This is a genomic window from Actinophytocola algeriensis (genome assembly GCF_014203735.1).
In the GTDB taxonomy this organism is placed as follows: Bacteria; Actinomycetota; Actinomycetes; order Mycobacteriales; family Pseudonocardiaceae; genus Actinophytocola; species Actinophytocola algeriensis.
Genome location: NZ_JACHJQ010000004.1, coordinates 734,279 through 757,505, shown reverse-complemented (window position 1 = coordinate 757,505; position 23,227 = coordinate 734,279). Strand labels below are relative to the sequence as shown.

The window sequence follows — 23,227 nt, the reverse complement described above, 5'->3', positions numbered from 1 at the left end:
GCTAGTACTGCTGCCACTCCGAGGTCGCCAGGCGCAGCACCTTCGGGTCATCCAATGTGGATGGTGACTCGCCGCCGGTCGGGCGGCGGTCGACCGGGAAGATCGCGGCCGCGGCCAGGTTCGGCTCGTCGAGGAAGCGCAGCGGTTCCGGCGGGTCGAGGCGCAGCGGCGGTGCGGAGTCCGGCTGAGCCAGGACGAACCCCCAGTCGCCGAAGGTGGGGACGTTCACGTGGTACGGGGTGGTGGCCAGGCCGCCGGCCCGCACGGTCGAGTTGATGCAGTCGAACGTGCGCGGCGCGAAGTACGGCGAACCGGCCTGCACGACCATCCGGCCGCCGGGTGCGAGGCGTTGCAGGGCCAGCGAGTAGAACTCCTCCGAGTACAGCTTCGCGGTGGCCGTCGAGTCCGGGTCGGGCATGTCGATGATCACCGCGTCGAACCGCTCGCGGGCGTCGCGCAGCCAGGTGAACGCGTCGGCGGTGACCACGCGCACGCGCGGGTCGTCGAGCGAGTGCTCGTTGAGCGCGGCGATCGTCGGGTTCTCCCGCGCCAGCCGCAGCACCGACGGGTCCAGCTCGACCTCGACGGCCTCGCGGACGTCCGGGTACTTCAGCACCTCACGCATGGCGAGCCCGTCGCCGCCGCCGAGGACCAGCACGCGGTCGCGCTTGCCCGCGAGCACCGGGTGCACGAGCGACTCGTGGTAGCGGTACTCGTCGAGCGAGCTGAACTGCAGGTCCCCGTTCAGGAACAGCCGGGTGTCCTTCGGCCCGTCGACCACCGGCGACGACTCGGTGAGCACGATGTCCTGGTACTGCGTGGTTTCCGAGTAGACGACCGGGTCCTCGTACAGCTCGTCGCGGGCGTAGCGGAGGAACGCGTCGCTCTGGGCGAACGCGAACCCCAGCACCGCCAGCACACCGACCGTGCCGAGGGCGAGCGCGAGCCTGCGCCGCGCACTCACCGAGAAGACGAACAACGCGACCGCGGCGCCCGCGACCACGTTGACCATGCCGACGAGCAGCGCGCCCCTGGTCTGCCCGAGGAACGGCAGCAGCAGGAACGGGAACGCGAGCCCGCCGATCAGCGCACCGATGTAGTCGGCGGCGAACAGGTCGGCGGTCGCGGAACCGGCGTCCTGCTTGCGGATCCGCTGCAGCAGTGTCATCAGCAGCGGGATCTCGGCGCCGATCAGCGCACCGACCACGAGCGCGATGCCGATCAGCGCGGGCCAGTACAGGTCGAGCCAGGTGAACGCGGCGTGCAGCCCGAGGACCGACAGGCCGCCGAACAGGGCGAGCAGTGCCTCGATGACCGCGAAGCTCAGCAACGGCCTGCTCTGCAGCGGTTTCGCGGCGAGCGAGCCGATGCCCATGGCGAACACCATGGTCGCGAGGACCACGGACGCCTGCGTGATCGAGTCGCCGAGCAGGTAGGAACCCTGCGCGACCAGTGCCAGCTCGTAGACGAGCCCGCACGCCGCGCAGACGAACGTGGCGAACAACAGCCCCGCGCGTGCGGCGCGGGTCCTGGTCTCGGTGGTCGTGACCACCTAGAAGATGGCGACGGCGACGATCGCCGACACCGAGATGTGCGACGCCGCGTTCACGTACACCGCCGGGTTCGCCTCCTGCTGCATCAGCACCTCGCCGAGGCTCCCCGGCGTGACCGCGTCGAGCACGACGAACGAGACCCCCATCAGCACCAGGCCGAGGATGCCGTACGCGGCGGTCGACAGCAGGCCCTCCGCCCAGTTGCCCTGGCTGGCGGCGATCGCGGTGGCCACGATGATGCCCACGCCGAGCAGGTTGCTGGCGAGCAGGATGGCGGCGTTGCGGTTGCGCTGCACCCAGACCTGCTCACGCAGGTTGCCGGGGGTCAGCACGTCGACCAGCACGAAGCCGAGGGCCATCAGCACCAGACCGACCAGACCGTAGGTGGCGGCGATGCCGACTTCACCAAAGACGTCGGAAACCATGTCGGGGCTTACTCCTTGTTCTTCTGGTCAGATGGCGCGGCGTCCTCGTCGGACGGAGCGGGACGGTCCGGGGTGGACTCGGCGGCCGGATCCGCTTCGGCAGCGGGCTTCGCGGGCCCGCTGGGAGCAGTCTCGGCCGACGCTTCCGGCTCGGTGGGGGCTTCTGGCTCGGCCGGGGCAGCACCTTCGGCCGACGGGTCCGGCTCGGCGGGCACCGGTGGGTCCAGCTCCGGTGGCTCGTCGAGCTTCTCGGCCGTCTCCGGCGTCTCCGTCGCTTCGGGTTCCAGCTCCGGTGCCGTGTCGGCCGGGTCCTGGCGCGCGACCGGGACCGGCTCCGTGGGTGGGTCCGGCTGCACGGCGATCGGTGCGGTCGGGGGTTCGTACGGGGGCGGGGCGAGGTCGTCCGGCACGGTGTCCGGGACGACGTAGGCCCTGGGCTTCGGCGGCCGGGAGCGGAAGACCCACCACGCGAACAGCCCGCCGGCGAGCAGCAGGCCGATGCCCCACAGCAGCCCGGTGCCGTTGTTGCGCCAGAAGTCCGAGCCGGGGCTGTCGGTCAGCGACGCGTCGGCGGGGGCCGCACCGGTCGCCGGGGCCGCCTCGATGCCCTCGCCCATGCCGTTGTCGGCGGCGAGCAGTGGCAGGGCGGAGACCGCGTTGCCGATCACGACGTCCGGGTTCTCGCCGGTGAGGCCGTCCCAGTCGAGGCCGAGATCCTCCATGTCGGACCGGGTCGGACCGCCGCTGGAGCTGGTCACGTCCCAGGACGCCGAGTCCTCGGACTCCGACGACTCGCTCGTGTACGTGATGAACACGTCCAGGCGCACGTACTTCGAGCACGACGACGTGTCCACCGGGGTGCCCGCACCGCGGTCGGACCCCACGCTCTCGCTCTGGCCCGCGATGGCGTCGTCCACCTGGACGTCCCACCCGTAGCAGACGTTCTGGGCGGCCGTCGCCTCCGCGAGGGTGGCGGCCAGGTCGTCGGCGTCGGCCGGGTCGAAGACCACGTCCGCGGCCGCCGCCGAGGGGGCCGCCAGCAACAGCAGTGCCGACAGCCCGACCGGGACCAGCGCCTTCACGACTCCCCCTCGCAGGCTCCGGGGAGCCGCTCGCGGTCGCCCCGCGCCACCTGGTTCGCTCCGCAAGCTCCGCTCACTTGCCGCCTCCCGGTCCGCCGCCGCGGAAGTTCTCCCCGGAGCCGCCGGTGCCCCACACCCCGCCGACGAACGGCAGCCAGGTCGCGTAGCCGCGGCGCTCGTCGTCGACGTAGATCCGGGAACCCGTGCCGCTGGCGGTGATCGCGACGATGTCGTCGGAGTACCGCAGGAAGTAGCCGGACGGGTCGAGGCGCGTGTCCGCCGGCGACCGGGCCGAGCGGATCTGCTCGTACACCGCCTTCGGCTTGGCCGTCGACGTGTAGACGATCGAGTTCCCGTTCGCGGACTGGCGGCGGAAGTTGTCGTCCAGGTAGGACCGGATGCCACCGCCACCGAAGATCGCGAACATCAGCACGATCAGGCCGATCCCGCCGATGGCGCCGGCGACGATCATCTTGGTACGGAACGTCATCGGGGGCTCACCACGCTCTTCGTGTACACCAGCTCGCCTGCCTGCGGATAGGCGTGCCACGTCTCCCAGGCGACGCCGTCACCGGAGGCACCGGCCGCCAGCGCGGTCACCGCCAGCGGCGAACCGGGGAACTCCGCCACGAGCGCGTGCGGGTCCGCCTCACACGAGGCGATCACCCGCGACACCGCGGCGGAGAAGTCGGCCGGGTGCTCGCAGCGCGCCTCGAAGCGCACCACGTAGTCGCCGACGACCTGCTCCTCACGGGCGGGCAGCGCGCCGGGCCGGTCCGGCAGGCACGCCACGGTCTCCGACCAGTCGCCGAGCACCACCTGGTGTGACGCGCCGAGCACGCGGAGTTCCACGGTCAGTCCGCCCAGCGTCACCGAGTGAGTGCCCAGGGCCGGTAACGGGCGCAGCCCGTAGGCGAGGCTGAGGTCCGCGGCGCGCGAGTCGGCGAACCGGGTGTCGATGGTCTTCCTCACGTGCGATCACTGCCGGCCGGGTACACGCGGAGTGCGGGCAGTGCGATGGACTCGCCGAGCCCGGCCTCCCACTTGCCACCGTCGAACCGCTCGAAGGACAGCGCCTTGCCCTCGGGGCCCTCGTAGTCGACGTACTCGACTGAGCCGCGCTCCGCGACGGTCGTGGTGCCCTCGGACGTGTAGGCGGCGGTGCCGTCCTCCTCCTTGCGGTAGGTGACCCCGCCGACCTCCATGGTCTTGCCGCCGGGCGCGGTGACCTCCTCGGTCTCCCGCCACAGCACCACTTCCAGGTCCGGGTCCTCCTCGACCGACACCCACACGCGGGCCCCGCGCGCGTCGTCGAGGAAGTGCTCCGACCAGGTGTAGCCGCCCTCGGTGAGCCGCAGCGAGCCACGCACGAAGTACAGCTGGTCGCCGTAGTCGATCATGTCGCCCGCGCGGACCGTGCGGATGTCGGTGACGCCCTGGTGGTCGGCGAGCGGGTCGGCCGGCTTGCCCGGCCGCTCGTCCACCTTGGGCCGGTTCTGCCGGGAGCGCAGGTAGAGCACCACCCCGACAGCCACGACGGCGACCAGGATCAGCACCAGCAACAGCTCGGTCATGGCCGCGAGCATAGTAGGAGCAAACGGACCCACTCGTCCGGATCAGCAAAGTTGCGCACGCAGTTTTCAGCCGGCACCGAGGCACATGAACGGGCGGCGCAGCGGATCCTCTGCCACCGCCGCGGCGAGCGCTACTGCCGGTGACTCCCCCGCTGCCACGCGTGCGTGGTAGGTGACCATCGTCGCGGCGGCGGCCGAGTCGCCGATCCGGCAGGTGGCCGCCACCACCGTGCGCACCCCGCTGGCCAGCAGGCCACCGGCGAACCCGAGGGCTTCGTCACCGGGCCGGATGTGGGACAGCGCCAGCTCGCACGCGGCCAGCACGACGTGGCTCGGCGGGTCCGACAGCCGCGCCAGCTCATGCGCGAACAGCGGCCCGTCGGCCAGTTCCAGGCGGGAGAACATGGCGTTGGCCGGTTCGTGCTCGCCGTGCGCCGCGAGGTGCGCGACCGACGCGCCGTCCATGGCGGACAGGACACCGGCCGCGGTCGCGGTGTCGTCGCCGAGCCGCACGGCGGCCGGGTAGGTCTGTGCCAGGCGGCTCTGCTCGGCGACCGCGTCCCGCAGCCGGGGCCCGCGCGCCAGCACGACCCTGCCGTGCGACACGGGCGCGGTCACCGCGGCGAGCCACGCGGTCGCCGACGGCGCCACCACCACCGACCGCCCGCGCAGGGACGGCAGGGTCCCCCACGGCACCGCGTACAGCGCACCGGTCGGCACGATCACCAGCTCGCGGTCGCCGACGTACCGCGCGAGCGGCGCGACCAGCCGCGTGTCGACCAGGTCCGCGCTGCGCCGCGCGGACGCCTCGACGACCGCGGCCAGCTGCGGCGGCAACCCGTTGGGCGCGTACGTGTCGAGGTCGGCGTGCAGGCGGGTGGCCCACTCGAACGTCTCCGCCGCCGACGCGAGCCGCACGAGCCGGGTCCGCCCGCCCGCGACGACCACCGCCACCAGCTCGTCGCCGGACACCGCGAAGCTCACCAGCGCCTTGTCACCCAGCGCGTCCCGCACCGCCGCGAGCGAGGCCACCGGGCGCGGGCGGCCCCACGGCGTCGCGTACCAGCCGTGCCGCACCACGTCCCGTTCCAGCGCGGCGATCTGCTTCTCCTCGCGGCGCGGCGACCGGCCGGCCAGGCGCGCCTGCTGCGCGGCCCGCCGCAGCGACCGCACCTCCGACACCTGCTCGGCGAGCACCGGGTCGTCGATCGCGGGCAGCGGCTCGTACCGGTAGACCTGCGCGCGCGTCCGCTCCAGCCACCCGAACAGCTGCCGCGCGTCGCGGAGCGTGCGGGGCGTCCCGTCGGGCGCGGCACGGCGCCGCCCGGCCAGCACCAGGCGCACCGCGAGGTCGCCGAGCTGCTGGCCGTGGATCGCGGTGCCGCACACCAGCTCCAGCCCGCCCATCCGGTCGCGGGCCAGGCCCAGCTCGGCCAGTCCGGCACGGGCCTCCGACAGTGCGCGCCGCCGGTCGCCGCGGGCCACGGCCAGCTCGGCGCGGCACAGCCGCAGCAGCATGCGGTGGTCGAGCGGGGTGGTGGTGCGCTGGCGCGGCAGCTGGTCGAGCAGCAGCTCCGCGGCCGCCGGGTCGCCTCGGCGCAGCTCGAGGCGGACCGCGAGCATCAGCGCGAGACCGGTCTCGTCCTCCAGCAGCAGCGCGCGCAGGGTGTCCGACAGCTTCACGGCACGCACCGGCAGGCGCACCGGGACGCGGCCGGCCGCCAGCGCGGTCGCGGTGTCCGCGCGCAACGCGGCGAGCGCGGCGACCGCCGCCCACCTTTCGTTGCCCCGCTTGGTGAAGCGCCGCTCCGCGGACCGGGCGAGGCGCCGCGCGTCGCGGATCCGCCCGTCGAGCAGCGCGGCGGCGGCACCGGTCACCTCGGCCTCGGCGAGGTCCTGCCCGGCCCGCTGCGCACGCAGCCGGGGGATCACGTCGTCGAGGTGCGCGGCGGCGTCGGTGGCGAGGCCCGCGGACAGCAGCGCCCGCGCCTGGTCCAGCTTCAGCGCGGGCAGGAGCCCCGGGGTGCCTGCGCGGTAGCTGGTCTCGGCCTCGGCGAAGTGCCGCAGCGCGGTCGGCAGGTCGCCGGTCATGTAGGCGACGTAGCCGAGGTTGTGCCGGGCCTTGGCGGCGAGCCAGCCGATGTCGTGCTCGGCGCACACCTCGATGCAGGTCGTGAAGTCCCGCGCGGCCCGGGTCGCGTGCGCGAGGTCGATGTAGGCGTGGCCGCGGTTGAGGTAGGCGCTGGCGAGCACGACCGGGTCACCGGTGGCCTCGGTCAGTCGCTCGATCGCCGCGTCGAACAGGTCGATGCCGTCGACGATCTTGCCGGCCCGGTGCATGAGCAGGCCGCGGTTGCACAGCACGAGGCCGTCCAGCTCGGCGCGGCGCGAGCCGTCGGGCAGCGCGGCGAGGTGCCCGGCCGCCTCGTCGAGCCGGGCCAGTCCCCCTGCGTGCGAACCGGACTCGGCCTGCGCGTACCCGAGGCTGACCAGGGCACGCACCCGCAGCTCAGCGGCAGGCACGGAGCCGGGCGCGGCGGCTTCGAGCAGCCGCAGCGCGTCCCGCAGGAGGGCGACCGCCCGGTCGAACCGGTACGCCCACCCCGCCTCGCGGGCGCGCTGGTGCAGCGCGACCACACGGGCGAGCACGTCGTGGCGACGAGCTCGCCCGGGGTCGCTAGCCAAGCCCGCCATCCAGCCACACTATGACGGGTGACGGGATGACAGGCCTGGCACGACGCCTCGTCAGCCGCACGTCACTGCCAGTGACGGCGGGCCAGTTCCGCGTCCGTGGCGGCGAGCGCCAGCTGCGCACGGCTCGCCGCGTCGCCCGCGTTCGCGCACTGCTCGTCGTGTGCGAGGGCCTGCGCCAGCAGACCGGCGACCACGGGTGTCGCGAACGAGGTGCCCGCCCACACCGCGAACCCGGACCGCAGGTCGTCGGGGTCGGGCGCGGTGCGCAGCCACGGCCCGAGCCCGAGCGGGTCGGGGTAGGCGAGGCCGGGGCCCGCCGCGCCCTCCCAGTCCGCCGGCACGGTGCTGACCAGCGCGTTGCCGGGTGCCCAGCGGCTGACCCACTCGCCCCAGTTGCTGAACGCGGCCGTGGTGAGACCGGCCGCGTTGCGGGCGCCGATCGCGCTGAGCAGCGGATCCCCGGCCGTGCCGCCCGTGCCCTGACCGAACGCGGCGGGCATGAACGGCCTGGTCGTCGCGTCGTTGCCGGCCGCGGCCACCACCAGCACGCCGCGGCTGGTGAGCCGCTCGATGACGGTGCGGACCTGGCCGACCTGCGCCGGGTCGGTCGTCTCCGGGTAGAACCCGAGCGACAGGGACACGACGTCGACCGCCTGCGCGGGGTCACCGGACTCGACGCGCTCCGCGAGCCAGTTCAGGGCGAGCAGCAGCGCGCCCTCGGTGGAGAAGCCGTCGCTGTGCAGCACCCGCATCGACAGGATCTTCGCGGCGGGGCACAGCTGGTGCACGAGGCCGGACACGAAGGTGCCGTGGCCCGCGTGCGAGTCGAGCAGCCCGAGCAGCGGCTGCACCACGTTCTGGACCTCCCTGGGGTCGTCCAGCGGGTACGGCTGCACCATGCTCGGGTCGGCGAGCTCCTGCTGGGCGAGCAGGTCCTGGAAGTCCTGCGACACCTCGATGATCGGGTCGGACGGGTCCTGCCCGTTCCACCACGGGTGGTAGCCGATGCCGGTGTCGAGCACCGCGACCACCGGGCGGCGGCCGCCGGTGAGCGTCGCCGCCGGGGGCCGCACCGGCTGCGGCATCAGCATGGCGACCGGGTTGCGGCTGCCCGTGTACAGCGCGATCGTGCCGCCCACGCTGCCGCCGTTGGACACCGGGACACCGCCGACCGCCCCGCCGTTGGACACCGGCGCGCCCTCGACCACGGCGGTCGCCGGCATCAGCAGGTGGTCGAGCTGGTAGTGCCCGACCCGGTCGGACAGCTTGTCCCGCAGCCAGACCAGCGCGGCCCACGGGTCGGGTGCGCGGTCGGCCACCGCGCCGTCCTTGCGCACGAGCGGCACCGCCACCCCGAGGTCGGCAGGCAGCCTGCCGACGTTGCCCTGCCAGTTCTCTTCGCGCGGGGGCCGCAGCTCGAGACCGATCTCGGCGAGGTGGCGGTTGACGTCGTTCGACTGGTCCGGGTCCGGCAGGAGGCCGTGGACGTCGCCTGCCGGGACGAGCATCGTCTCACTGCGGTAGACGGTGGAGTAGGGACGTTCGCCACTCTTGGGACGGACGGCGGTGGCCGGGTCGAGGACACGGGCGCGGTGCCGTGCGAGAACCTCTGGCGGGATGGCGATCGCGTCGGGGATCAGAGGGTTCCTGCGGGGCGGTTCGCCGCGTGGACGGTCGCCGTTCGGGAACGCGCTGGTCATGAGTCAACCTCTCGACGTACGGGATGGCGTCACGCATCCCATACGTCGACGTACCTCCCCCCGGCGTAACGGTGTGCGCCGAATGGATCGGCCGGATCACCCGGCAGAGCCGTTGTTCGCTCCGCGGGCTGGGCTCAGGAGGTCGCCGTGATGGTCGCGCTGCCGAGCACCACATCACCACCGGCGTCCTCGCGATAGAGCACAACGGCCTGTCCTGGCGCCACGCCCCGCAGTTCGCCGTCGATCCGCACGACCAGCTTTCCGTCCACAACGGACGCTTCGGCGGGTGCCGTGCCGCCGTGTGCCCTGACCTGCGCGACGCACCGCGTGCCCGCGGCGATCTCCGCGCCGGACGGCCAGGTCGGCGCCGTGGCGACGATCTCCCGCACGCCGAGCTTCTCCGCCGTGCCGACCCGCACGTTGCCGCTGACCGGTTCGAGCGACAGCACGTAGCGCGGGCGGCCGTCGGCGGCGGGCACCCGCAGGCCGAGGCCGTGCCGCTGGCCGACGGTGAACCCGTGCACCCCCGCGTGCGCGCCCAGCACCGCGCCGGTCTCGTCGTCGACCAGCGAACCCGGCCGCTCGCCGAGGTGCTTGGTCAGGAACGCGCGCGTGTCGCCGTCCGGAATGAAACAGATGTCGTGACTGTCCGGCTTCTCGGCGATCATGAGCCCGCGCTCGGCGGCCTCCTCGCGCACGGCGGGCTTCACCGAGCCGCCGAGCGGGAACATGGCGTGCCGCAACTGGTCCGGCCGCAGCGTCGCCAGCACGTAGGACTGGTCCTTGCCGTCGTCGGCGCTGCGCCGCAGCTCCGGCTGACCGTCCACAAGCGACAGCCGGGCGTAGTGACCGGTGGCGACCGCGTCGAAACCGAGCGCGATCGCCTTGTCGAGCAACGCGGCGAACTTGATGCGCTCGTTGCACTTCAGGCACGGGTTGGGCGTGCGGCCCGCGGCGTACTCGGCGACGAAGTCGTCGACGACGTCCTCGGTGAACCGCTCCGCGAAGTCCCACACGTAGAAGGGGATGCCGAGGATGTCGGCCACGCGGCGGGCGTCGTGCGCGTCCTCGACCGTGCAGCAGCCGCGTGCGCCCGTGCGCAACGTGCCGGGCTTGGCCGACAGCGCGAGGTGTACGCCGGTGACGTCGTGCCCGGCGTCGACCGCACGGGCCGCGGCCACCGCGGAATCGACGCCACCGGACATGGCGGCCAGAACTCTCACAAGATCTCCACACGAGTTGCGGCGCGGCGCATGTTCACCAGACCGGCACTGCGCGCGCGTTCGACGACGGGGCCGATGGCGTCGGCGAGCGCGGTCACGTCCGCGCGCGTCGACGTGTGCCCGAGCGAGAACCGCAGCGAGCTGCGGGCCTGGTCGGGCTCGACGTCCATGGCCAGCAGGACGTGGCTCGGCTGCGCGACCCCGGCCGTGCACGCGGAGCCGGTTGAGCACTCGATGCCCCTGGCGTCCAGCAGCATCAGCAGGCTGTCACCGGCGCAGCCGGGGAACGTGAAGTGCGCGTTGCCGGGCAGCCGCGACGGTGCGTCGTACACATCGGACTGACCGGGATCGCCGTTCAGGACCACGTCCGGCACGACCGCCCGCACGGCGGCGACCAGCTCGTCACGCAGTCCGGCGAGCCGCTCGGCCTCCTCGGGGCGGTGGTCGACGGCGTGGCGGACGGCGGCGGCGAGCGCCACGATCGCGGGCACGTCCAGCGTGCCGGACCGGACCTCGCGCTCCTGTCCCCCGCCGTGCGACACGGGCGTGCACGCCACGTCGCGGCCGAGCAGCAGGACGCCCGCGCCGAACGGGCCGCCGAGCTTGTGGCCGGTGAGTGTGAGCGCGGACGCGCCGGACCCGGTGAAGTCGACCGGGATGGCGCCGACGGCCTGCACGGCGTCGGTGTGGAACGGGATGCCCTGCTCGGCGCAGGTCTTGGCCAGCTCCTTCACCGGGTTGACCGTGCCGACCTCGTTGTTGGCCCACATGACGCTGACCAGCGCGACGCTCGCCGGGTCCTCCGCGATCGCGGCCCGCAGCGTGTCGTCGTGCACGCGGCCGAACGCGTCGACCTCGAGCAGCGTCAGGTCGGCGCCCTCGTGCTCGACCAGCCACTCGGCCGCGTCCAGGACCGCGTGGTGCTCGACCGACGACACCAGCAAGCGCTTGCGGCGGGGGTCGGCGGCGCGCCGGGCCCAGAAAATGCCCTTGATCGCCAGGTTGTCGCTCTCGGTCCCACCGGCGGTGAAGATCACCTCGGACGGTCTGGCGCCGAGCGCGGCCGCGATGTCCTCGCGGGCCTCCTCGATCAGGCGCCGGGCGCGCCGCCCGGAGGTGTGCAGCGACGACGCGTTGCCCCTGGCGGCACGCGCGTCGGTGAGTAGGGCGGTCATCGCCGCTGCCGCCTCGGGCAGCATCGGCGTGGTGGCCGCGTGGTCGAGATAGGTCATCAAAAGACAAGGGTAGTCCGCGTTCGGTGAAAATCGGTCATCAGGCTTGCCTAGCAGGCCTGAAGACGAGGGCGCCCAACAACGCCAGGCCCGCGAGCAGCAGGTTGAGCGGCACGATCGCCGCGGACGGCGCCGTGGTCGACGCCAACGTGGCGAGCATCACGCCCCCCAGCCCCACCGTGATCGCCGCGAAGGTCATGTCGTTGACCTGGAGGGCGGAGGAGACGAACCCTCGGTCGCGGGGTGCTGCGTAGTCCAGTCCGAGCACGCTGATCGACGGGTAAGCGAGGCCCATGGCGGCGCCTGCGACCAGCCACAACGGCACGACGAGCCACGCGAGCCCCCAGTCCGCACCGACCAGGGCCATCGCGGCGAGGGTGGCCGCCAGCGCGAGCAGCCCGGCCCGGATGAGCTTCGGCCGGTCGAGGTCGGGGTTGCGGCCCTGCCAGTGCGACGCGGCCGCCCACCCGCAGGCGCCGACGGTCAGCGGCACCCCGGACATGGCGGGCGAGAACCCGTGCACCGAGGCCAGCGTGAGCGGCACGAACGCCTCGACGCCGAAGAACGCCCCCGCGAAGATGCCCCTGACCAGCACGGTCGCGGGCAACCCCGGCCGGGCGGCGAACGTGCCGCGCGGCAGCAGCACCCGCATGGCCGGCACGAGGGCGGCCAGCCCGGCGAGCCCGAGCCACAGGGTCGTGAGCGAGGGGTGCTGCGCGGCCCACGTCAGCGCGGCGATCCCGAAGGCGGTGGCCACGGCGGCGGCCGCGACTCCTCGGCGCGCGGTCGACTCGGGCGCGTCCCGGTCGATCTCGGGCAGCTGGCGGATGACGGGTGTCAGCAGCAGGACGCCGAGCAGCGCGAACGGCGCGATCCCGAGGAACACCCACCGCCAGCCGACGTGCTCGGTGATCAGCCCCGCCGCGGTGGGCCCGACGAGCGACGGCACCACCCACGCCGCCGCGAGCAGCCCGAACACGGCGGGCCTGCTGCGCTGCGGGAACACGAGCGCGACGAGCACGTAGATCGCGACGATCTGCGTGCCGAGCCCGAGCCCCTGCAGGACCCGCCCGGCGAGCAGCACCGGCATGCCGGTGGCGGCCCCGGAGGTGATCAGCCCGGCGAGGAACAACCCTGGCCCGGCCAGCAGCGCGGGTCCTGGGCCGAAGCGGTCACAGAAGCGTCCGGACAGGACGGTCGCCATGACGCTGGCGGCGAGGAACGCGGTGAACGGCCAGGAGTAGAGCGCCTCGCCGCGCAGGTCGGCCACCATCATCGGCATCGCGGTGCTGACCCCGAGGTGCTCGAACGCGGCGATCGTGACCAGCGTCAGCATCCCGATGGTGGTGGCGCGGTAGCTCGCCGACCAGACGGACGGCGCTTTCTCCTCGTGGTGCGGCTCGACCGCGTCCAGGCTCACCGGATCATGGTGCAACCTCGACCACGCTGGAGGTCCAGTGGTTTTCGGCGGGCAGCGGGGCGGGCATCAGGACGTCGTCGACGGCCCGCTCGGCAAGCCGCGCCAGCTCGCCCCGGTCGGCCGCCCGCCCTGGCGCGATCTCGTCGAGGACGTGCACCTCGAGCACGAGCCCCCGCACCGCGGCGGTGCGGCGCACGGAGTCGATGATCGTCTCGGCACCGATGAACGCGGGCGCGGTGGTGGCGGCACCGTTCCGCAGCCGGAACGTGAGCGCCACGGGCAGCACCGGCACGCCACCGTCGATCGCGGCCTGGAACAGCGCGGGCCGGAACCGCCCGTGGGTGAGCCCGCACCAGGTGGTGCCCTCGGGGGTGACGTTGACCATCGCGCCGTCGCGGAGGTTGTCGGCGAGGGTGGTGACGGTGCCGGGGAGCGTCCGGATGTTCTCCCGGTCGACGTACACGGACCCGGCGGCGGTGACGAGCCACCCCAGTACCGGCCAGCCCGCGATGTCCTTCTTGGCCACGGCACGCATGGGCCGCACGGCGTTGACGGCGACGATGTCGAGCCAGGAGGTGTGGTTGTTGACGACGAGCGCCCCACGACCCGGCCCGGGAATCTCACCGTGCACGACGAGCCTGACTCCCATGGCGAGGAGGACGCCGCGGAAAATGGCTCTGGTGAGCCGGTTCCGCCCCGTGCGCCCGATCAGGGGCAGGAACAGGAGGCTGACCAGGCTGAGCAGGACGACGGTGACCACGGCCGCGAGGCGCAGCGCGCGGATCGCTGTGCCGACAGTGGGTTCCTGCCCGCCGAGACATCCGGGCCCGCACGGCGAGGCGGGCATCCAGGCGTGCCTCATCGCCGCGCACCGAGGAAGTAGTCGAGGTACCGCCGGTCGATCCGGTCCAGTCCCAAGAGGACGAACAGGTCGGCGACCCCGAAGTCGGCGTCGACGGCGGGCTGCCCGCACACCCAGGCGCCGAGCCGGAGGTATCCCTTGAGCAGCGGAGGAATGACGGTCCGCTGGGGCACCTCGATGCCTGCCGGGTCCCACGGCCGCAGCGGCCGCACCTGGTACTCACGCGGTGCGAGGTGCTTGCGCCGCACGGTGTCCCACACCCCGGCGGCGAGGGTGCCGCCGTCCCGCAGCGGCACGGAGGCGCACCCGGCGAGCCAGTTGTGGCCGGAGAGGAACATGTAGCGCGCGATCCCGGCCCAGACCAGGCTGACGACCGCACCGGTCCGGTGGTCGGGATGCACGCACGACCGCCCGGTCTCGACGAGCGCGGCCCGCAACGGGGTGAGGTTCCGGAGGTCGAACTCGGTCTCGGAGTAGAGCATCCCGGCTTCGGACGCCCGCTCCGGCGGGAGCATCCGGTAACAGCCGACGATCTCGCCGGTGCCGTCCTCCCGCACCACGAGGTGGTCACAGTGCTCGTCGAAGGCGTCGACATCCAGCCCGGGGGCCGGGGTGCGGAGGGTCGCCCCCATCTCCTCGGCGAACACCCGGTAGCGAAGCCGTTGCGCGGCAACGACTTCCGCACCTTCTCTGGCAACGAGCAGCGAGTAGCGGGGCGCGGTGGCGCCCTCATCGTTGGTGCTGACGAGAAGCTGTGCCTGCGTCATGCCTCAGGTGTACGCGCCGCCGGGCAACCAGCACGTGACCGTTCCGATGACACATGCGTGGCGGCGGGGTGAACTTTCCTGAGAACTCCCTGAGAACCGCTGCTCTCGGCGGGTGGCGGCGCAATCGCGCACAGCCCGGGCAAAGCCCACCCACCACGACAACCCCGCCCCAAGATCAACCGCGGCCGTCGGCCCTCCGAAGTCCTGCGTCACGAGGACCACCGGCAGAAACCGGCGAGCGACCGAACCAACGGTCCACCCATACGAAAAGGCCGCCGCGACCAACCGCGACGGCCTCTTCGAACCACAGCTACTTGCGCTTCTGAATCTCTTCGGTCAGCTGCGGAGCGACCTTGAACAGGTCCCCGACGATGCCGTAGTCGGCGATCTCGAAGATCGGCGCCTCGGCGTCCTTGTTCACCGCGACGATCGTCTTCGAGGTCTGCATGCCGGCCCGGTGCTGGATGGCCCCGGAGATGCCCAGCGCGATGTACAGCTGCGGCGACACGGTCTTGCCGGTCTGCCCCACCTGGAACTGTGCCGGGTAGTACCCCGAGTCGACCGCGGCGCGCGAGGCGCCGACGGCCGCGCCGAGGGCGTCAGCCAGCTGCTCCACCACGGAGAAGCTCTCGGCGGAACCGACCCCTCGCCCACCGGACACGACCACCGAGGCCTCGGTCAGCTCCGGCCGGTCGCCACCGACGATCGGCTCGCGGCCGGTGATCTTCGTGGCCGTGGCGGCGTCCACCGCGGGCACCTCGACGGCGGTCTCCGCGGCCGCGCCCTGCGCCGCGACTGCCTCCAGGCCGCCGGGCCGCACCGAGATGACCGGCACGCCCTTCGTCGCCTTCGTCTTGACCACGAACGCGCCACCGAAGACGGACTTGGTGACCGTCAGGTCACCGTCGACGCCGATGGCGTCGATCAGCAGACCGCCGGAGACCCGCGCCGCCAGGCGGCCCGAGATCTCCTTGCCGTCCGCGGACGCCGACACCAGGACGGCGGCGGGCGACACCGAGGAGACGAGCGACTCAAGCACGTCCACCTGCGGCGTCACGAGATAGGAGGCGGCGTCGTCGGACTCCGCGACGTAGACCTTCTCCGCGCCGTACGCGCCCAGCTGCTCGGTCAGCTTCGACGCGGTGCCGGGGGCGCCCACGACGACCGCGGACGGCGACCCGATCTCCCGCGCGGCGGTGAGCAACTCGAACGTGACCTTCTTTACCTCGCCGTCCAGATGATCGACGAGGACCAGAACCTCAGCCATTGGTGAATCCTCCTCAGATCAGCTTCTGCGAGACCAGGTACTCGGCGACCTTCACGCCGCCGTCACCCTCGTCCTCGACGCGCTGGCCCGCCTCGCGCGGGGGCTTCGGGGCCGCTTCGGTGACCGTCGACCACGCGGCGTCCAGGCCGACCTCGTCGACACCCAGGTCGGCGACGGAGAGCGTCTCGACCGGCTTCTTCTTGGCCGCCATGATGCCCTTGAAGGACGGGTAGCGCGGCTCGTTGATCTTCTCGCCCACGCTGATCACGGCGGGCAGCGACGCCTCGAGGTGCGTCAGGCCCTCGTCGGTCTCCCGGGTCACCTTCACCGAGGAGCCGTCGATCTCCACCTTGCGGGCGTGCGTGAGCTGCGGGTAGCCCAGCAGCTCGGCCAGCACCGCGGGCACCGCACCGCCCTGGCCGTCGGAGGCCTCGTTACCGGCGATGACGAGCTCGGCGCCCTCGACCTTGCCCACCGCGGCGGCCAGGACCTTCGCGGTCTGCAGCAGGTCCGACCCGTGCAGCGAGTCGTCGACCACGTGCACCGCCTTGTCGGCGCCCATCGACAGACCCTTGCGGATCGCCTCGGTCGCCCGCTCGGGGCCGACGGAGAGGACGGTGACCTCGCCGCCATGGGCTTCCTTGATCACGAGCGCCTCCTCGATGGCGCGCTCGTTGATCTCGTCGAGCACCGCGTCGGCCGACTCCCGGTCCAACGTGAAGTCGGAGTCGGAGAGTTTGCGCTCCGAGTAGGTGTCCGGGACTTGTTTCACCAGCACGACGATGTTTGGCATGGGTCTGCTCCGACCTCCTGGGTTACGAGCGGCTAGCGCGAGGCAAACAATACGAGGTCTGCCTGCGCCTGTCCGGCTAGCCACATGTTACTAAGCAGTAGCTCAGGGGCAAACCGAGTGCGCCCCAAGTCTGCGTGACGGTGCCCACAGGGCAGCCTTAGTTAACATATGCACATGCCTGGACGAGTGGGACTTGTGACGGACTCCACCTCGAGCATCCCGGCGTCGCTGGCCGCGCAGTGGGGAATCACGGTCGTGCCGACGCAGATCAGGATCGGGGACCACGTGCGGGCCGAGCACAACGTCCCGACGGAGGTCCTGGTCAGGGCGCTGGAGGGGAACATGGACGTGGCCACGTCCGCCCCCGACCCCGCGGGCTTCCGGTGGGCCTACGAGGACCTGGCAGCGCGAGGCGCCGACGAGGTCATCTCGGTGCACATCTCGAGCAGGCAGTCCGAGACCTACGAGATCGCCCGCAAGGCCGCCGCGCAGAGCCGCGTGCCGGTGCACGTCGTCGACTCCGGCACCACCGGCATGAGCCTCGGCTACGCCGTGCTCGCCGCCGCCCGGGTCGCCGGGGCGGGCGGCGGAGCGCGGCGCGTGATGGACGCGCTCGCCAAGCGCCTGGAGGGCAGCGCCGAGCTGATCTACGTGGACACCCTCGAGTACCTCCGCAAGGGCGGCCGGATCGGCGCCGCCACCGCGATGCTCGGCAGTGCGCTGTCGCTCAAGCCGCTGCTCACGATGATCAACGGCCAGGTCGCGCCGCTCGCCAGGGCACTCGGCACCGAACGGGCACTGCGCAAGCTCGTCGACACCGCCGTCCAGAGGGCGAACGGCAGGACCGTGGACATCGCGATCGAGCACTTCGGCGCGGAAGCCAGGGCCGGCAAGCTCGCCTCGCGGGTCAAGGCACGGCTGCCGGAGGCCCGTGAGATCACGTTCACCGAGGTCAGCTCCACCATCGGGGTCCACCTCGGTCCGGGTGCCGTCGGCATCACGGTTTCACCGACGTGACCTTTCCTACCCCGTAGTAGCCTGCCGCGATGGAGTACGAGTCCGCAGTGCCACAGCTTCCGTTGACCGGTGAGCGGACCGTGCCCGGGATAGTCGAGGAGAACTACTGGTTCCGGCGGCATGAGGCCGCCTACCTGGCATTGCGGCCGTACTGTGTGGACGCGTTCGTGCTCGAGGCCGGGTGTGGCGAAGGTTACGGCGCGGACCTCCTCGCGCTCGGCGCGGCCGGGGTGCTCGGGCTCGACTACGACGCACTGACGCTCAGCCACGTGGCCAAGGCCTACCCGAGGGTCCACACCGCACGCGCGAACCTCGCCGCACTGCCCGTCCGGACGTCCACTGTGGACGTCGTGGCGAACTTCCAGGTGATCGAGCACCTGTGGGACCAGGAAGGTTTCCTGCGCGAGTGCCTGCGCGTGCTGCGGCCCGGCAGCCGCCTGCTGATCACCACCCCGAACCGGATCACCTTCTCCCCCGGCCGGGACACCCCGCTCAATCCCTTCCACACCAGGGAACTCGCGCCGTCCGAAATGGACACACTGCTCACGGGCGCGGGATTCGACGTGGAGTACCTCGCCGGGCTGCGCCACGGGCCGCGCCTGGGTGTGCTGGACGCCGAGTTCGGCGGCTCGCTCATCGACGCGCAGGTCGCGGTGGCGGTCTCCGGCGACCCCTGGCCCGACGCGCTGCGCGACGCGGTCGCGTCGGTCACCGCGGCGGACTTCGCGATCACCACCGACGACCTCGACTCGAGCCTCGACATCGTGGCTGTGGCGGTCCGTCCATGAGCGAGCTTGCGAGCGAATCGTCGACACCGTGGACGCTCGGAGCCTGCGAGGAGCGTCCATGAGCGAGCTTGCGAGCGAATCGTCGACACCGTGGACGCTCGGAGCCTGCGAGGAGCGTCCATGAGTGATGAGGGCTCGTTCTGCCTGGTGCTGCACAGCCACCTGCCCTGGCTCCCCCACCACGGCACGTGGCCGGTCGGCGAGGAATGGCTCTACCAGGCGTGGGCGCACTCCTACCTGCCGGTGATCGAGCTGCTGCACCGCTTCGCCGAGGAGGGCCGCCGCGACGTCCTCACGCTCGGCGTGACCCCGGTGCTGGCCGCGCAGCTCGACGACCCGTACGCCCTGCGCGCCTGCCACGACTGGCTCGGCAACTGGCAGCTGCGCGCGCAGTTCGCGGCAGGGCAGTGGGAGGAGCCGGTGCTGCGTGACCTCGCGGCCGCCGAGTTCCGCGCCGCCGGGCACGCGCTGGAGCGGTTCGACACCCGCTGGCGCCACGGGTTCTCGCCGGTGCTGCGGTCCATGACGGACTCCGGCGTGATCGAGCTGTTGGGCGGGCCGGCGACCCACCCCTTCCAGCCCCTGCTGCGGCCCGAGGTGCGGCGGTTCGCGCTGCGCACCGGCCTCGACGACACGGCACTGCGGCTTGGCCGCGCGCCGGACGGGATCTGGGCGCCCGAATGCGGGTACGCGCCGGGCATGGAAGCGGACTACCAGGCCGAGGGTGTGCGGCGGTTCCTCGTGGACGGACCGGCGCTGCACGGCGACACGCACGCGGCGCGGCCGGTCGGGTCGTCGGACGTGCTGTGCTTCGGGCGCGACCTCGAGGTGACCTACCGCGTGTGGTCCCCGAAGGCGGGCTACCCCGGCGACGCGGCCTACCGCGACTTCCACACGTTCGACCACCCGAGTGGGCTGAAGCCGTCCCGGGTGACGGGCAAACACGTGCCACCGCACGAGAAGAAGCCGTACGACCCGGCGCTCGCGGCCATCGCGGTGCGGCGGCACGCACGCGACTTCACCGACACGGTCGTCGCGCGGTTGCGGTCGCTGCGCGAGCGGCACGGGCGGCCGGGGCTCGTGGTGGCGGCGTACGACACCGAGCTGTTCGGGCACTGGTGGCACGAAGGCCCGGCGTGGCTGGAGGCGGTGCTGCGTGCGCTGCCCGAGGCCGGGGTGCGGGTGACGACGCTGCGCGGTGCGATCGAGGCCGGGCACGTCGGCGACCCGGTGGACCTGCCCGCGTCGTCGTGGGGTTCCGGCAAGGACTGGCGCGTCTGGGACGGCGAGCAGGTGTCGGACCTGGTGAACGCGGGCGCGGCACTGCAGGACGAACTCCTCGCCGTGCCGCCGGTGCCGTACCGGGACCCGGTGCGGGACCAGCTGGTGCGCGAGGCGCTGCTTACGCTGTCGAGCGACTGGGCGTTCATGGTCACGAAGGACTCGGCCGCGGACTACGCGCGGCGGCGCGCGAAGGTCCACGGCGACCGGTTCGCGGAGCTGGCGGCGCTGCTGCGGGCGGACCACCGGTCGCGGTTCTCGCGGGCCGAGGCACTGCGGGCGGAGGACGGCGTGTTCGGGCGGTTGGACGCACGGGGGTTGTTGGTCTGATGCGCGTGCTGATGTTGTCGTGGGAGTACCCGCCGGTGGTCGTCGGCGGGCTGGGCAGGCACGTGCACGCGCTCGCGACCGAGCTGACGGCGCTGGGCCACGAGGTCGTCGTGCTGTGCAGGCACGAGGCGGGCACGGACGCGCTGACCCACCCGACCACCGACGTCGTCGCTGAGGGCGTGCGGGTGGTGCGGGTCGCGGAGGACCCGACGCACCTGACGTTCGAGAAGGACCTCGTGGCGTGGACGCTCGCCATGGGCCACGGGCTCGTGCGGGCCGGACTGTCCCAGCTGGACGGATGGCGACCGGACGTCGTGCACGCCCACGACTGGCTGGTGACGCACCCGGCCATCGCGCTCGCCGACTACTTCGCCGTGCCGCTGGTGGCGACCATCCACGCCACCGAGGCGGGCAGGCACAGCGGATGGCTGTCGCAGTCGCTGAACCAGCAGATTCACTCGGTCGAGTGGTGGCTGGCCAACCGCGCCGACGCGTTGATCACCTGTTCGTCCGCGATGCGGGCCGAGGTGTCGCACCTGTTCGAGGTGACCGACATGGCGGTGATCCACAACGGCATCCACCCGCAGGGCTGGCGGCCGACCGCGGCGTCGGTGCGGAAGACGCGGGCCAGGTACGCGCCGGACGGCGCGCCGGTGATCGTGTACTTCGGACGGCTGGAGTGGGAGAAGGGTGTCCACGACCTGTTGGCCGCGCTGCCGCGCGTGCGGCGCGCCTTCCCGGGCACGCGGCTCGTGGTCGCCGGCCAGGGCAGGCAGGCGGCTGCGCTGGTCGAGCAGTCGCGGAAGCTGCGGGTGCGCCGGTCGGTGGACTTCGCGGGGCACCTGCCGGACCGCGCGTTGAAGGCGCTGCTCGTGGCGGCGGACGTGGTGGTGCTGCCGTCGCGGTACGAACCGTTCGGCATCGTGGCGCTGGAAGCCGCCGCGGCGGGCGCCCCCCTGGTGGCGTCGACCGCGGGCGGACTGGCGGAACTGGTGGTGGACGGGGAAACCGGGCTGTCGGTGACGCCCGGCGACGTCGACGCGATCGCGGGTGCGGTGCGCGCGGTGCTCGTCGACCCGGCCGCGGCCGCCCGGCGGGCCAGGGCCGCGAAGGCCCGCCTGGCGACCGAGTTCTCGTGGCAGCGCATCGCGGAGGAGACGGCCGCCGTCTACGCGTCGGCCACCGTCCGCGACCACCAGCCACTCGGCCGCCCGAAGATCGCGTCGGGCAACGCGTTCGCGTCCTGACCCACACGGCGACGCGCGACCGGCCCGGCACTGCTGCCTGGGATCCGACCCTTCAGCCCGCGCTGAACGTGAAGACACAGGGCGCGTTGCTGCCCTTGAGCTCCACTGTGATCTTGCCGCGCCGCAGTGGCCTGCCTTCCAGCGTGCCGGTCAGCATCACCGTGTAGAAGACGCTGCTGGTTTCGGTGGAGTCGATCGCCAGCTTCGGGTCCTTGGCGACCGCGTAGTCCACGATGCCCTTGGCCGCGCCCGGGCAGTACATGCCGTTCGCTGTGGCGGCGTCCTTGGCGTTGACCGCGCTCACGAACTCCTCGGCGAACGCCGCGGCTTCGGAGTCCCCGTCTCCTGACGAGGAACCCGATCCGGGGCCGTCGGCCGGACCGTCGGAGTCCGCGCCGGGGCCGTCACCACCGGAGTCGTCGGACTCACCGGGCGTATCGGGCCCGTCTGAAACTCCACCACCAGAGTCGCCGCCGGGGAGACCGCCGGGGCCACCACCGGGGCCGCTGCCCCCGCTGTCGTCGCTCGCGGAGCCGCCCCCGCTGCTCTTGTCGTCGTCACCGAGGAAGAAGCCGGGCGCCACGAACCCCAGGACGCCGACCCCGGCCAGTACCGCGACGAGGAAGATCATGGTCGCGATGACCGGTGCCCTGTTCTTCGGCGGCTGGCCATAGGGGCCTGCCTGCCCCGGGTAGCCGCCGTACGGCTGCCCCTGCTGCGGTGGGTATGTCATGGACCGCGATCCTGGCGAGCCCTCTTTCGACCCGCTTTCACCGCGAGGAAAGCGTCACCGGCCGCCGGTGAAGTGCTCGGCGGGCACGAAGATCTCACCGCCGTCGGTGAAGACCAGCGCCACGCCGTCCGCGCGCCACTCGACCCGCAGGCCCTCGGTCACCCAGCCGCTCGGTATGTCCACGACGTGCCCGTACGGGGTGTCGCTGTCCACGCCGTCTCCCAGCCACACCTCGTAGCCCTGGACGCCGCCGAGGTGGTTGTCGATGCGGGCCAGCACCACCTTGTGGCCCCGCTCGCCCTCGTACTCCTGGCCGGACGGTGCCTGGTAGAGCTCGAGGCGCACGAGCACCCGCGCGTCGTCGAGCCACCACCAGCCGACGGCCAGGAGCACGCCGAGCACGACACCGGCCAGCGTGAGACCGATCTTGCGCGGCATCAGCTGTAGGTCTCGAGGGTCTTCTTCAGCGCGGCCGCCGCCTTGCGGGACATGTCGGCCACCGCGGCGCGGCGCTGCGCCTCCGCCTCGTAGGTGGCGCGGCGGTCGCGGACCACCTTCGCCGGGATGCCCGCCGCCACCGCGTAGTCCGGGATGTCGCCCTTCACGACCGCGTGCGCGCCAAGCACGGCCCCCCGCCCGATGCGGGTGCCCTTGGTGATCGTGACCTTCGTGCACGTCCACGTGTCCGGGCCGATGCGCACCGGCGCCTTCACGATGCCCTGGTCCTTGATCGGCAGGTTGATGTCCGACGTCACGTGGTCGAAGTCGCAGATGTACACCCAGTCGGCGACCAGCGCGGCCTCGCCCAGCTCGATGTCCAGGTAGCAGTTGATCACGTTCTGCCTGCCGAACACGGACTTGTCGCCGATGCGCAACGACCCCTCGTGACAGCGGATCGCGTTGCCGTCGCCGATGTGCACCCAGCGGCCGATCTCCATGCGGCCGTAGCCGGGTCGGCAGTGGACGTCGAGGTCCTTGCCGAGGAACACCATGCCGCGCAACACGATGTGCGGGTTGGCGACGCGGAACTTCAGCAGCCGCCAGTAGCGCACCAGGTACCACGGCGTCCACGCCCGGTTGCGGACCACCCAGCGCAGCGAGTCGACGGTCAGGAACCGCGCCTGGTTCGGGTCCCTGCGAGCTCGCTGCCAGCCACGGACCCGCTCGACCACAGGCGATCCCCACATGGATGTCATGGCAGGTGACCGTATCCGACGGCCGCCTGCCTCCCCCACATGA

22 protein-coding genes are annotated in these 23,227 nt (G+C 72.4%); 4 read left to right on the top strand and 18 right to left on the bottom strand.

All coding sequences use genetic code 11. The annotated features are described in order from the left end of the window. Position 1: 1 nt before the first annotated feature. The 15 genes from FHR82_RS21500 to FHR82_RS21430 all read right to left on the bottom strand — a co-directional run bounded on the left by FHR82_RS21500 (position 2) and on the right by FHR82_RS21430 (position 16,592). Complete coding sequence (locus tag FHR82_RS21500; RefSeq protein ID WP_184812241.1) at positions 2-1,552, bottom strand: polyamine aminopropyltransferase; 1,551 nt, start codon at positions 1,550-1,552, stop codon at positions 2-4. Continuing rightward, a complete protein-coding gene (locus FHR82_RS21495; RefSeq protein WP_184812240.1) occupies positions 1,553-1,978 on the bottom strand; it encodes a DUF350 domain-containing protein in 426 nt (141 codons plus the stop codon). An 8-nt stretch (positions 1,979-1,986) separates the two neighbouring features. Then, positions 1,987-3,060, bottom strand: a complete 1,074-nt coding sequence (locus FHR82_RS21490) for a hypothetical protein (RefSeq protein ID WP_184812239.1) — start codon at positions 3,058-3,060, stop codon at positions 1,987-1,989. 73 nt (positions 3,061-3,133) lie between these two features. Further along, entirely contained in the window at positions 3,134-3,550 is a 417-nt protein-coding gene (locus FHR82_RS21485) for a DUF4247 domain-containing protein (RefSeq protein WP_221464023.1), read from the bottom strand. Next, positions 3,547-4,032 carry a DUF2617 family protein gene (locus FHR82_RS21480; protein WP_184812238.1) on the bottom strand — a complete coding sequence of 162 codons (486 nt, stop codon included), beginning with the start codon at positions 4,030-4,032 and terminating at the stop codon, positions 3,547-3,549. The genes FHR82_RS21485 and FHR82_RS21480 overlap by 4 nt, the downstream gene beginning before the upstream one ends. After that, complete coding sequence (locus FHR82_RS21475) at positions 4,029-4,634, bottom strand: DUF4178 domain-containing protein (protein ID WP_184812237.1); 606 nt, start codon at positions 4,632-4,634, stop codon at positions 4,029-4,031. Before FHR82_RS21475 ends, FHR82_RS21480 begins: the two co-directional genes overlap by 4 nt. Before the next feature lie 66 nt (positions 4,635-4,700). Beyond that, positions 4,701-7,328 (bottom strand): CHAT domain-containing protein, encoded by a 2,628-nt coding sequence (locus FHR82_RS21470; RefSeq protein ID WP_184812236.1) that lies wholly within the window; start codon positions 7,326-7,328, stop codon positions 4,701-4,703. A gap of 62 nt (positions 7,329-7,390) precedes the next feature. Then, a complete protein-coding gene (locus FHR82_RS21465) occupies positions 7,391-9,028 on the bottom strand; it encodes a S8 family peptidase (RefSeq protein WP_184812235.1) in 1,638 nt (545 codons plus the stop codon). Between the two features lie 134 nt (positions 9,029-9,162). Then, complete coding sequence (gene mnmA, locus FHR82_RS21460) at positions 9,163-10,251, bottom strand: tRNA 2-thiouridine(34) synthase MnmA (protein WP_184812234.1); 1,089 nt, start codon at positions 10,249-10,251, stop codon at positions 9,163-9,165. Then, entirely contained in the window at positions 10,248-11,483 is a 1,236-nt protein-coding gene (locus tag FHR82_RS21455; RefSeq protein WP_184812233.1) for a cysteine desulfurase family protein, read from the bottom strand. The genes mnmA and FHR82_RS21455 overlap by 4 nt, the downstream gene beginning before the upstream one ends. A 40-nt stretch (positions 11,484-11,523) precedes the next feature. Continuing rightward, positions 11,524-12,903: an MFS transporter gene (locus FHR82_RS21450; RefSeq protein WP_311771200.1), complete on the bottom strand. Its 1,380-nt coding sequence runs from the start codon at positions 12,901-12,903 to the stop codon at positions 11,524-11,526. Between the two features lie 4 nt (positions 12,904-12,907). After that, positions 12,908-13,765 (bottom strand): lysophospholipid acyltransferase family protein, encoded by an 858-nt coding sequence (locus FHR82_RS21445; RefSeq protein WP_184812232.1) that lies wholly within the window; start codon positions 13,763-13,765, stop codon positions 12,908-12,910. After that, the gene (locus FHR82_RS21440; protein ID WP_184812231.1) at positions 13,762-14,532 is read right to left on the bottom strand and encodes a GNAT family N-acetyltransferase; all 771 of its coding nucleotides are present in this window, start codon (positions 14,530-14,532) and stop codon (positions 13,762-13,764) included. The genes FHR82_RS21445 and FHR82_RS21440 overlap by 4 nt, the downstream gene beginning before the upstream one ends. 310 nt (positions 14,533-14,842) lie before the next feature. Next, the gene (locus FHR82_RS21435) at positions 14,843-15,799 is read right to left on the bottom strand and encodes an electron transfer flavoprotein subunit alpha/FixB family protein (protein WP_184812230.1); all 957 of its coding nucleotides are present in this window, start codon (positions 15,797-15,799) and stop codon (positions 14,843-14,845) included. 13 nt (positions 15,800-15,812) lie between these two features. Continuing rightward, positions 15,813-16,592 (bottom strand): electron transfer flavoprotein subunit beta/FixA family protein, encoded by a 780-nt coding sequence (locus FHR82_RS21430; protein ID WP_184812229.1) that lies wholly within the window; start codon positions 16,590-16,592, stop codon positions 15,813-15,815. A gap of 174 nt (positions 16,593-16,766) precedes the next feature. On the opposite strand from FHR82_RS21430, the gene FHR82_RS21425 reads away from it, so the two are divergent. The 4 genes from FHR82_RS21425 (at position 16,767) to FHR82_RS21410 (ending at position 21,255) form a co-directional block, all read left to right on the top strand. Continuing rightward, entirely contained in the window at positions 16,767-17,609 is an 843-nt protein-coding gene (locus FHR82_RS21425; protein ID WP_184812228.1) for a DegV family protein, read from the top strand. A gap of 29 nt (positions 17,610-17,638) precedes the next feature. Beyond that, complete coding sequence (locus tag FHR82_RS21420; protein ID WP_184812227.1) at positions 17,639-18,397, top strand: class I SAM-dependent methyltransferase; 759 nt, start codon at positions 17,639-17,641, stop codon at positions 18,395-18,397. Between the two features lie 120 nt (positions 18,398-18,517). Continuing rightward, positions 18,518-20,008 carry a 1,4-alpha-glucan branching protein domain-containing protein gene (locus FHR82_RS21415; RefSeq protein ID WP_184812226.1) on the top strand — a complete coding sequence of 497 codons (1,491 nt, stop codon included), beginning with the start codon at positions 18,518-18,520 and terminating at the stop codon, positions 20,006-20,008. Next, positions 20,008-21,255 (top strand): glycosyltransferase family 4 protein, encoded by a 1,248-nt coding sequence (locus tag FHR82_RS21410; RefSeq protein WP_184812225.1) that lies wholly within the window; start codon positions 20,008-20,010, stop codon positions 21,253-21,255. Before FHR82_RS21415 ends, FHR82_RS21410 begins: the two co-directional genes overlap by 1 nt. Positions 21,256-21,307: 52 nt before the next feature. On the opposite strand, the gene FHR82_RS21405 is transcribed toward FHR82_RS21410, so the two are convergent. Genes FHR82_RS21405 through FHR82_RS21395 form a run of 3 tightly spaced genes read right to left on the bottom strand, consistent with a single transcriptional unit; the run spans position 21,308 to position 23,184 of the window. Beyond that, positions 21,308-21,988 (bottom strand): hypothetical protein, encoded by a 681-nt coding sequence (locus FHR82_RS21405; RefSeq protein ID WP_184812224.1) that lies wholly within the window; start codon positions 21,986-21,988, stop codon positions 21,308-21,310. Between the two features lie 54 nt (positions 21,989-22,042). Beyond that, positions 22,043-22,426, bottom strand: coding sequence for a hypothetical protein (locus tag FHR82_RS21400; protein ID WP_184812223.1), 384 nt, complete (start codon positions 22,424-22,426; stop codon positions 22,043-22,045). After that, entirely contained in the window at positions 22,426-23,184 is a 759-nt protein-coding gene (locus FHR82_RS21395; RefSeq protein WP_184812222.1) for an acyltransferase, read from the bottom strand. Before FHR82_RS21395 ends, FHR82_RS21400 begins: the two co-directional genes overlap by 1 nt. Positions 23,185-23,227 lie beyond the last annotated feature (43 nt).

Bases quoted from the DNA above. Each gene is read 5' to 3' on its own strand.
- FHR82_RS21470 (WP_184812236.1), bottom strand. From the start codon at position 7,328: ATGGCGGGCTTGGCTAGCGACCCCGGGCGAGCTCGTCGCCACGACGTG.
- FHR82_RS21485 (WP_221464023.1), bottom strand. From the start codon at position 3,550: ATGACGTTCCGTACCAAGATGATCGTCGCCGGCGCCATCGGCGGGATC.
- FHR82_RS21415 (WP_184812226.1), top strand. From the start codon at position 18,518: ATGAGTGATGAGGGCTCGTTCTGCCTGGTGCTGCACAGCCACCTGCCC.
- FHR82_RS21425 (WP_184812228.1), top strand. From the start codon at position 16,767: ATGCCTGGACGAGTGGGACTTGTGACGGACTCCACCTCGAGCATCCCG.
- FHR82_RS21435 (WP_184812230.1), bottom strand. From the start codon at position 15,799: ATGGCTGAGGTTCTGGTCCTCGTCGATCATCTGGACGGCGAGGTAAAG.
- FHR82_RS21430 (WP_184812229.1), bottom strand. From the start codon at position 16,592: ATGCCAAACATCGTCGTGCTGGTGAAACAAGTCCCGGACACCTACTCG.
- FHR82_RS21445 (WP_184812232.1), bottom strand. From the start codon at position 13,765: ATGAGGCACGCCTGGATGCCCGCCTCGCCGTGCGGGCCCGGATGTCTC.
- FHR82_RS21495 (WP_184812240.1), bottom strand. From the start codon at position 1,978: ATGGTTTCCGACGTCTTTGGTGAAGTCGGCATCGCCGCCACCTACGGT.
- FHR82_RS21475 (WP_184812237.1), bottom strand. From the start codon at position 4,634: ATGACCGAGCTGTTGCTGGTGCTGATCCTGGTCGCCGTCGTGGCTGTC.
- FHR82_RS21455 (WP_184812233.1), bottom strand. From the start codon at position 11,483: ATGACCTATCTCGACCACGCGGCCACCACGCCGATGCTGCCCGAGGCG.
- FHR82_RS21420 (WP_184812227.1), top strand. From the start codon at position 17,639: ATGGAGTACGAGTCCGCAGTGCCACAGCTTCCGTTGACCGGTGAGCGG.
- FHR82_RS21405 (WP_184812224.1), bottom strand. From the start codon at position 21,988: ATGACATACCCACCGCAGCAGGGGCAGCCGTACGGCGGCTACCCGGGG.
- FHR82_RS21440 (WP_184812231.1), bottom strand. From the start codon at position 14,532: ATGACGCAGGCACAGCTTCTCGTCAGCACCAACGATGAGGGCGCCACC.
- FHR82_RS21395 (WP_184812222.1), bottom strand. From the start codon at position 23,184: ATGACATCCATGTGGGGATCGCCTGTGGTCGAGCGGGTCCGTGGCTGG.
- FHR82_RS21410 (WP_184812225.1), top strand. From the start codon at position 20,008: ATGCGCGTGCTGATGTTGTCGTGGGAGTACCCGCCGGTGGTCGTCGGC.
- FHR82_RS21465 (WP_184812235.1), bottom strand. From the start codon at position 9,028: ATGACCAGCGCGTTCCCGAACGGCGACCGTCCACGCGGCGAACCGCCC.
- FHR82_RS21400 (WP_184812223.1), bottom strand. From the start codon at position 22,426: ATGCCGCGCAAGATCGGTCTCACGCTGGCCGGTGTCGTGCTCGGCGTG.